Source organism: Neorhizobium sp. SHOUNA12A (assembly GCF_023006505.1).
Lineage (GTDB): Bacteria > Pseudomonadota > Alphaproteobacteria > Rhizobiales > Rhizobiaceae > Neorhizobium.
In genome coordinates this window covers 82,802-91,545 of record NZ_JALBGV010000016.1, presented here as the reverse complement: position 1 = coordinate 91,545, position 8,744 = coordinate 82,802, and the positions used below count along the sequence as shown (strand labels likewise).

The following is an 8,744-nucleotide window of genomic DNA, read 5'->3' as shown; positions in this document are numbered from 1 at the left end:
CCATCGGCGGCAGCGAGGCGCCGGCCGGCATGGCGATGCGGATCGCCGCGACGCGGTCGAGACGGGCGCGCTCGACCACCGCATTGGTGAAATGCGTCGTGCCGATCATCACAGCATCGACCGGTGCCGAACCCGGCGCCTGCGAGGAGACCACATGGCCGATCGCATTGACCACGCCCTGCATCACGTCCGACGTGGTGGGAAACTTGATGGCCGAGAGAACCTTCTCGCCATCGATGAGCACGGCATCCGTATTGGTGCCGCCGACGTCAATTCCGATCCGCTTCATGCTGCAAACACCGATTTGAAATCCAGGTCATATCCGAAGGCGCGGGGGCCGACGTGTTCGAGGCCCTTGGCGCTGGTCAGCACCTCGGGCGCCGGCAGTGCCACGACCGTGACGCGCTGGCCGTAACGCACCGTCTCGGTGCCGATCGCCTCGCCCGACACGGTGTCGAGCAGGCAGATCAGGTCCGGCGTCATGGCGATCGGCTGGCCGTCGCGGAACGCGACCGCCCATTCGTTCTGGAAGGCGAGTTCGACCTTCGAGCCGCGATCACCGTCGAGACCTTCGATCATCGCCGAGCCGCGCAGGAAGCCGCCCGTCGTGGTGCGGTCGACATCGGCGATCTTGCCCTTGAACAACACCTTGCCGCCCTCATGGGCAAGCACGGCCTCGACGGGATCCGTATGGGCGGCGCGGGCCTCAAGCACGGCGCGGCCGAGGCTGACCGCCTTGGTGACCGTGTAGAGCACGCCCCAGTCCTTGACTTCCCGGCCGGTGCGCGGCGCCTTGCAGGTCGCCGCCGTCGAGCCGACCTCGGTGCAGATCTTGCGGGAAATCCGCTCCATCCACTTCCAGGAGGCAGCCTTGGCGACAATCGCCTCGTTGTCGCGGCAATCGACCAGCGTCAGCGGATACATCGGCAGGTCGCCGATCGCAAAGCTGGTCATCTGCGCTTCCGGATAGGCACGGCCCATCGCGTCCGCGTCGACGACCGGGATATCCAGCATGGCACCGGCGAGGAACGGCGACAGCGCATTGCCGCCGCCGATCTCGACGCTCATCACGGCGCGGAACTTGCGGCCGGTATATTCTTCCATCAGCTGCATGGCACGCGCCAGATGCGCGGGATCGACGAGACGCTCCTGGCCGACCAGCGGTGCGCCCATCTTGGAAACGACCGCGACGGCATCGCCGTCATCGAGCGCCTGGGGGTCGATCAGCTTGACGCGCTTGCCGTCCCTGTAGAGTTTTTTCAGGTTGAGCTGCGCCAGATAAGGGCTGCCGCCGCCGCCGGTGCCGAGAATCCAGGCGCCCACGGCAAGCGGGTCGATCTCGCCCGCTTCGAAATCACGGATCATGTTTACCTCCGAAGAATGTGCTAGAACCTAGCCATGAGTGACGAAGGATGCCTATAGGGGACTGCCCCTAGAATGAGCTTGCCTTGATTTTGGGCACGCTCGGCGCAATCATGGTTTGACGATCGAAAGGACCGATTCCCTGCAGGTGACGAAGAGCCCATATGCGCTGGCCCCGACCTCGCCGGAAGGTGCGGAATCGCGCCATCGGGTGATGTTTTTGAGCGTCGGTCAGACGCCGCGTGCCGATCTTATTGGGGACATGCTGACCAATCTCGATGTGCCGATCGAAGCGCTCGAAATCGGCGCGCTGGACGCGCTTTCCAAAGCCGAGATCGACGATCTCAGGGTCAGGCCGGGCGAACAGAGCATCGTCACCCGGCTTGCCGACAATACCGACATCGTCGTGTCCAAGCCGCGGATCGCCGAGCGTATGGCGAAGATCGCCGCCGCGTTTCACCCCAACGAATTCGATCTGGTCGTCATCCTCTCGACCGGTCTGTTCCGCGATTTCGAAAGCACCTGCCCGACCGTCAATGCCCAGCGCGCCATGGAATCGGCGGTGATTTCGCTCGCTGCGCACGGCTCTTCCGTCGGCCTCATCCAACCGCTGCAGCAGCAGATCGAGGAACTCGATATCCCGGCACTGGCGCCCTACAAGATCTGCGCCAGCTATGCCGCCGACGGCGACAGGAAACTGCTTGCCGGCGCGCTCGTCGATCTTGCGGATGCGGAAATCATCGTCCTGAATTCCGTCAGCTTTACCGAGGCCGACCGGCAGATGGTGGCGAAGGCGAGCGGCAAGCCTGTCGTCCTCGCCCGCCGCATCGTCGCAAGCGCCATCCGGCTCCTCCTGCATCGTTCGCAGCCCGTCACTCTGCCGGGCGTTTCGCCGGAATTTGCCGAAAAGCTGCTTCGCCTGACGCCGCGCGAGCGGCAGGTTCTGTCGCTGGTGGCCGAAGGCCTGTCCAACAAGGCGATCGCCCGCCAGCTCGGCATCAGCCCGAAGACGGTCGAGATTCACCGCTCGAACGTCATGAGCAAGATGGAAGTCACGTCGTCCAACGCCCTGATCCGCATGGTCATCACCGCCGGCCATCCCTGATCGAAATAATCCGGTTCGCGCAAGAAAATTGCGCCAGAAGAGCTCTTTGCCTAAAAATTGGTCGCCTTGAGCATGTCAGAATCATGTCGTTCTAGGGGCATTACCCTATAGTGAAGCCGCGCTTCCGGGCGCTAGGCTCCCTGTCGATAATGTAATGTCATGCAGGGAACGATGAGAGCATGCCTTCCACATCCAAGATCGCCTTTGTGACCATCGGTCAGACACCACGTGTCGACATCGTTCCGGAAATGATGGCCGAGATCGGCATCGGCCTGCCGGAAGGTCGCGTCGAGTTCCGTGAATTCGGCGTGCTCGATGGCATGAATTCCGCCGAGCTCGGTGCGATGCGCGCTGTCGACGGCGAGCATTCCTTCGCGACGCGTCTGAAGAGCGGCGAGGAGATCGTCACGTCCAAGGCCCGCACCGAGGAGAAGCTAAACGTTCTCTTGAAGGAGATCGATGCGCAAGGTTTCGACCTCGTCGTTCTTCTCTGCACCGGCACCCGGATCGATCCGCTCGAAAACACGCTGGTGGTCGAGGCCCAGCGGATCGTCGATTCCACCGTCGAGGCGCTTGCCGCTTCCTCCCGCAAGCTCGGCGTCATCTTGCCGCTCGAACGGCAGGTCAAGGATTTCGCCGATCGCCACGTCTTCAGCGGCGAGCCGAAATTCGTCGCCGCCTCGCCCTATGCCGGCGACGATGTCGGCGAACGGGCAAAAACGCTTGAAGGCTGCGACCTCATCGTCATGCACTGCATGGGTTATTCCGCCGGAATGCTGGATGAAGTGCGCCGCGCGGTCGACGCCCCGGTCCTATTGTCGCGCCGCGTCGTCGCGGGCGTCGTCCGCCAAATGATCTGATACCGAGCCACATTAAAAACAGAGGGAACCACATGTTCGGAAAAACCTTGAGAATTGTCGCGGTCGCGGGACTGCTCGCCTCCTCGATCCTCGCCTCGCCCGCCGGTGCCTTCGAGCGCACCGACAAGGGCAACGTCATTGTTTTCGGCGGCCGTCAGGCCATCCCGGTCCTCGATCCGCATGTCCGCTACGACTGGTCGACGCGCATGATCCAGCAGTCGGTCTATGATGCTCTGGTCAAGTACGAAGGCAACCCGGCTGAGATCAAGTCCTGGCTCGCCGAGAAGTGGGAAACCAGCGCGGACGGCAAGAGCTGGACCTTCCATCTCGCCAAGAACGCCAAGTTCCACAACGGCGATCCGGTGACCGCCGAGGCCGTGCGTTATTCCTTCGAACGCGGCCTGAAGCTCAACAAGGGCGTCGCCTGGATGCTCAAGGACTTCCTGGCGCCGGAGAACATCGTCGCCGTCGACGCGAACACCGTCCGCTTCGACCTAAAGGCGCCCTACGCACCGTTCCTCTCCTTCCTGCCCTGGTGGTACATCGTCAACCCGGCTGAGGTGAAGGCTCATGAAGTCGACGGCGACTACGGCCAGAAGTGGCTGACCGACCATGCAGCCGGTTCCGGCCCCTTCAAACTCGGCCGCTGGGAACCGAACGTCCTTTATGAAATCGAAGCCAATGACACCTACTGGAAGGGCTGGCCGCAGGGCGAGAAGAACCGCCCGGCCGGCGTCATCTACAAGATCATCCGCGAACCCGCCGCCCAGAAGGCTGCCCTGCAGCGCGGCGAAGCCGACATTGTCGAAGGTCTGACGCCGGACGACTACATCCAGATCAAGCGCGTGCCGGGCGTGGTCATCGAGGACCATAAGGGCATGACCACCTTCGGCATCAAGTTCAACACCCAGAAGGGCCCGACCGCCGACATCAACCTGCGCAAGGCGATCGCCTATGCGGTCGACTACGATGCCCTGATCCAGATCTACAACGGCGCCGCATCGCTCGAAAGCAGCCCGCTGCCGGACGCCATGAAGGGCTTCGTCTCGGTTCCGGGCATCCCGCGCAAGGATCTCGCCAAGGCCAAGGAATACCTGGCGAAATCGGCCTATCCGAACGGCGGCATCACGCTTCCCTACGTCCATGTCGCAGGCCTCGAAGAAGCCCGCCGCATCGGCCTGGTGCTGCTCGACAACCTGAAGGAACTCGGCATCACCGTCGAGGTCAAGCCGGAACAGTGGCCGAACATGGTCGCCGCCGGTTCCAAGGTCGAGACTTCGCCGGCCATGACCTCGGTGTTCACCACCCCGGTCTCGACCGACCCGGACGCCGTCGCCTACCAGTACCACAAGGCGAGCTGGGGCCAGTATTACGCGATGATGTTCTACGACAATCCGAAGGTTTCGGAGATGATCGACCAGGCCCGCGCCGCGACCAACTGGGATGACCGCGCCAAGCTTTATGCCGACATCCAGAAGCAGATTGTCGCCGATCAGCCGGAGGTCTTCGGCATGCTGCAGAACCGCCGCTGGGCGCATCGCGACTACCTGCAGGGCTTCCAGTTCAGCCCGGTCCGCTTCACCGGCGAAGTCGATCTTTACCCGATGTGGGTGAAGGCCGAATAGAAACTGGCTTGCGTCCCCTCCTGCAGCCAGCATGATGCGCATGGCCCGGACCATCCCAACCGGCCGGGCCATGCGCAGGTTTTTAAGAGAATAACCACCGGAGAAGACGATGTTGACCTTCGCCTTCCGCAAAGTGCTCACGCTGGTCGGAACCATGATCGGCATTGCGGCACTCACCTTCGTCATCACCAACGTCGCGCCGGGCGATCCCGCCCGGCTGGTCGCCGGCCCCAACGCGACCGAGGACATGGTGGCGACGATCCGTACAGAATACGGTCTCGACAAGTCGCTGCCCGAACAGTTCGTCGTCTATATGGGCGACCTCGTCACCGGCGATCTTGGCCAGTCGATCGTCACCACGAGGCCGGTGCTGGAAGAGGTGCTGCGTTATGCGCCGGCAACGCTGGAACTGGTCTTCGTCGCCATGACGCTCGGCATCGTCGTCGGCGTGCCGCTCGGCATGCTGTCGGCCGTCTACAAGGACGGCCCGATCGACCATGCGACCCGCATTTTCTCGATCTCGGGCGTCGCTCTGCCGGCCTTCTGGTTCGGCATCATCCTGCAGCTGACATTCGCGGTCGATCTCGGCTGGCTGCCGGTCTCGGGCCGTCTGCCGCTGGTCACCCGCCCGCCGCAGACGATCACCGGCCTACTCCTCGTCGACAGCCTGTTCGCCGGCCGGCTGGACACGTTCTGGATATCGCTGCGGCATATCATCCTTCCGGCAATCGTGCTTTCCTTCCCCTGCCTCGCCTCGATCCTGCGCGTCAACCGCGCCGAAATGATCGAAGTGCTGCAGTCGGACTACATCGTCGCGGCCCGTGCCCACGGCATCGCCTCCTTCCGCATCGTCGCGATCTATGCGCTGAAGAACGCGCTTCTGCCGACGCTGGCGATGATCGGTCTGCGCTTCGGCTGGATGCTCGGCTCGACCGTTCTCGTCGAAACCGTCTTCGATTGGCCAGGCATCGGGCTTTATGCCGTCTCCTCGGCGCTTTCGTCGGATTTCAAGCCTGTCATCGGCGTCACGCTGGTAATCGGCTTCTTCTTCATTGTCGCCAACACCCTTGTCGATCTCGCCTATGCGTGGATCGATCCCCGCCTCAGGAGCGCCTGATGACGACGCCCGTGGAACTCTCCCGCCCCCTCACCTTCCGCGAACGGCATGAAAGCAAGATCCGCCAATGGCGGCTTTATGCCCACATGTTCGGCAAGAGCTTCTCTTCCATGCTCGGCCTCGGCCTGGTCGTGCTTTTTCTGTTGCTCGCAGCACTTGGCCCGTGGCTCGCGCCCTATCCGGAAGATACCGTCGGCGCCTTCAACATGGCCAACAAGCTGATGGGCCCGAGCGTCGGTCACTGGTTCGGCACCGACGAGATGGGCAGCGACATCCTTTCGCGCGTCATCATCGGTGCCCGCACCTCGCTGTGGATCGGGCTGATCATCACCGGCGTCGGCGCCGTCATCGGCGTACCGCTCGGCATCATCGCCGGTTATCGCGGCGGCTGGGTGCGCGCCGTTATCATGCGCATCACGGAGCTTTTCCTCGCAGTACCGGGCTTGGCTCTGGCGCTCGCGATCGTCGCCGCACTCGGCCCGGGCATCACCAATTGCGTGCTGGCTCTGTCGCTCGTCTGGTGGCCGGGTTACGTCCGGCTGGTGGAGGCGAAGACGCTGTCGGTCAAGGAAGAACTGTTCGTGGAATCGGCCCGCTCGATCGGCGCCAAAACGCCGTGGATCCTCTGGCACCACATCCTGCCCAACTGCATGTCGCCGATCATCGTCAAGATGAGCATGGACATGGGCATGGCGATCCTGTCCGCCGCCAGCCTCGGCTTCATCGGCCTCGGCGCCCAGCCGCCGGCACCGGAATGGGGCGCGATGATCTCGGTCGCCCGCACCTACATGCCGGACTGGTGGTGGTATTCGCTGTTTCCGGGCGCCGCGATCTTCCTGACCGTGCTCGGCTTCAACCTTCTGGGCGACGGCCTGCGCGACATTCTCGACCCCCGGAGCCGCGACCGATGACCGGACCTCTTCTCAACATCCAGAACTACCGGCTCGACATCGGCACTTTCGACGGGCCGGTGCATGTGCTCAAAGACATCAACCTGACGGTCAACCGCGGCGATACGCTCGGCATCGTCGGCGAAAGCGGTTCAGGCAAGACGGTGCTGGTGCGCTCCGTGCTCGGCATCGGGCCGAAGGCATCCAAGGTCGTCCAGGGCAGCATCGCCTTCGACGGACAGGACATTACCGCACTTTCGGAAAAGGACTGGACGAAGATCCGCGGCATCCGCATCTCGATGATCTTCCAGGATCCGATGACCTATCTGAACCCGCTCTTCACCATTGGACAGCAGATTTCCGACGTCATTACCGCCCACGAAAAGGCCGCCGGCAAGGGCGTCTCCTCGAAGGCCGCCCGCCGCGCCCGCACCGAGGACCTGCTCGACCAGGTTGGTCTGCCCAACCCGGCGATGCTGTTCGACCAGTATCCGCACCAGCTTTCCGGCGGCATGCGCCAGCGGGTGCTGATCGCCATGGCGCTGTCCGGCAAACCGGACCTGCTGATCGCCGACGAACCGACGACGGCGCTCGATGTGACGGTCCAGGCGCAGGTGCTCGACCTGATCAATTCGCTGGTCGAGAAGCTCAACCTGACGGTCATCATGATCAGCCACGATATCGGCGCGATCGCCACGATCGCGAAACGCTGCGCGGTCATGTACAAGGGCGAGATCGTCGAACAGGGCCTGACGGCGGATATCCTCAGCGCGCCGAAGCACGAATACACCAAGCGCCTATTGGCTGCCGTGCCGGACATCGATACCGCCGCGGCAAAGGTCGTCGCCGAACCGGCAATCGGCACGCCGGTGAAACCTGGCGTGCTTCTGGAAGCGATCGACCTCAAGAAGGTCTACCGCAGCCAATCGGGTACCGAGGTAACGGCGGTCGACGGCATCAACCTGTCCGTCGCGACCGGCGAGATCTTCGGCGTGGTCGGCGAATCCGGTTCCGGCAAGTCGACGCTGGCACGCATGCTGCTGCGGCTGATCGAGCCGACCTCCGGCGACATTATCTTCGACGGCCGGAACATTTCCGGCCTGACCGGCGAGCCCATGCGGTTGATGCGCCGGCACATGCAGTTCGTTTTCCAGAACCCGCATTCGGCGCTTAACGGCCGCCATACGATCGGCGACGCGATCGGCGAGCCACTGCGCATCCAGACAAGCATGGGCCGCCGCGACATCGAGGCGCGCGTCGAAGCACTGCTCGACATCGTCCAGCTGCCGAAAATGTTCAAATACCGCTATCCGCACGAACTCTCCGGCGGCCAGAAGCAGCGCATCTGCATCGCCCGCGCCATCGCCCTCAATCCACGCCTGCTGATCCTCGACGAGCCGACTTCGGCGCTCGATATCTCGGTGCAGGCGCAGGTGCTCGACTTCCTGCAGGAACTGCGGGCGGAACTCGACCTCACCTATGTCTTCATCTCGCACAACCTCGCCGTCATCCGGCAGATCTGCGACCGGACCATCGTGATGAAACGCGGCGTGATCGTCGAACAGGGCGAGACGGAACGCCTTTTCCTGTCGCCGCAGCACGAATACACCAGGGCGCTGATCGAAAGCGGACGCAAAACGTCGCGCGCGGCCAACTTGTCGGCCCCCGCCGGCTCGCGATGAAACATACCTTTGCAAAAAAATAATTGTGCAGTGCAGCAACGCTTCCCATATAGGGGGACGTTGTCGTTGATCACTGCCATCCCGGCAATGATTGCCAGGAGGC

The 8,744-nt window shown here is 63.0% G+C and carries 8 protein-coding genes; 6 read left to right on the top strand and 2 right to left on the bottom strand.

The features are described from left to right. Nucleotides 1-289 (bottom strand): hydantoinase/oxoprolinase N-terminal domain-containing protein (locus MOV63_RS10320; protein ID WP_309500820.1); only part of this gene is annotated, 289 nt, incomplete at its 3' end. After that, nucleotides 286-1,365, bottom strand: a complete 1,080-nt coding sequence (locus MOV63_RS10315; protein WP_247033612.1) for a DUF917 domain-containing protein — start codon at nucleotides 1,363-1,365, stop codon at nucleotides 286-288. The genes MOV63_RS10315 and MOV63_RS10320, both read right to left, overlap by 4 nt. Before the next feature lie 145 nt (nucleotides 1,366-1,510). On the opposite strand from MOV63_RS10315, the gene MOV63_RS10310 reads away from it, so the two are divergent. The 6 genes from MOV63_RS10310 (at nucleotide 1,511) to MOV63_RS10285 (ending at nucleotide 8,641) form a co-directional block, all read left to right on the top strand. Then, nucleotides 1,511-2,467 (top strand): AroM family protein, encoded by a 957-nt coding sequence (locus MOV63_RS10310; RefSeq protein WP_247033611.1) that lies wholly within the window; start codon nucleotides 1,511-1,513, stop codon nucleotides 2,465-2,467. 179 nt (nucleotides 2,468-2,646) lie between these two features. After that, nucleotides 2,647-3,327 (top strand): AroM family protein, encoded by a 681-nt coding sequence (locus MOV63_RS10305; RefSeq protein ID WP_247033610.1) that lies wholly within the window; start codon nucleotides 2,647-2,649, stop codon nucleotides 3,325-3,327. A gap of 32 nt (nucleotides 3,328-3,359) precedes the next feature. Next, nucleotides 3,360-4,952 carry an ABC transporter substrate-binding protein gene (locus MOV63_RS10300; RefSeq protein ID WP_247033608.1) on the top strand — a complete coding sequence of 531 codons (1,593 nt, stop codon included), beginning with the start codon at nucleotides 3,360-3,362 and terminating at the stop codon, nucleotides 4,950-4,952. A gap of 109 nt (nucleotides 4,953-5,061) precedes the next feature. After that, entirely contained in the window at nucleotides 5,062-6,069 is a 1,008-nt protein-coding gene (locus MOV63_RS10295) for an ABC transporter permease (RefSeq protein WP_247033607.1), read from the top strand. Continuing rightward, a complete protein-coding gene (locus MOV63_RS10290; protein WP_038546146.1) occupies nucleotides 6,069-6,980 on the top strand; it encodes an ABC transporter permease in 912 nt (303 codons plus the stop codon). Before MOV63_RS10295 ends, MOV63_RS10290 begins: the two co-directional genes overlap by 1 nt. Then, entirely contained in the window at nucleotides 6,977-8,641 is a 1,665-nt protein-coding gene (locus MOV63_RS10285; protein WP_247033606.1) for an ABC transporter ATP-binding protein, read from the top strand. The genes MOV63_RS10290 and MOV63_RS10285 overlap by 4 nt, the downstream gene beginning before the upstream one ends. The last annotated feature ends 103 nt before the right edge of the window (nucleotides 8,642-8,744 follow it).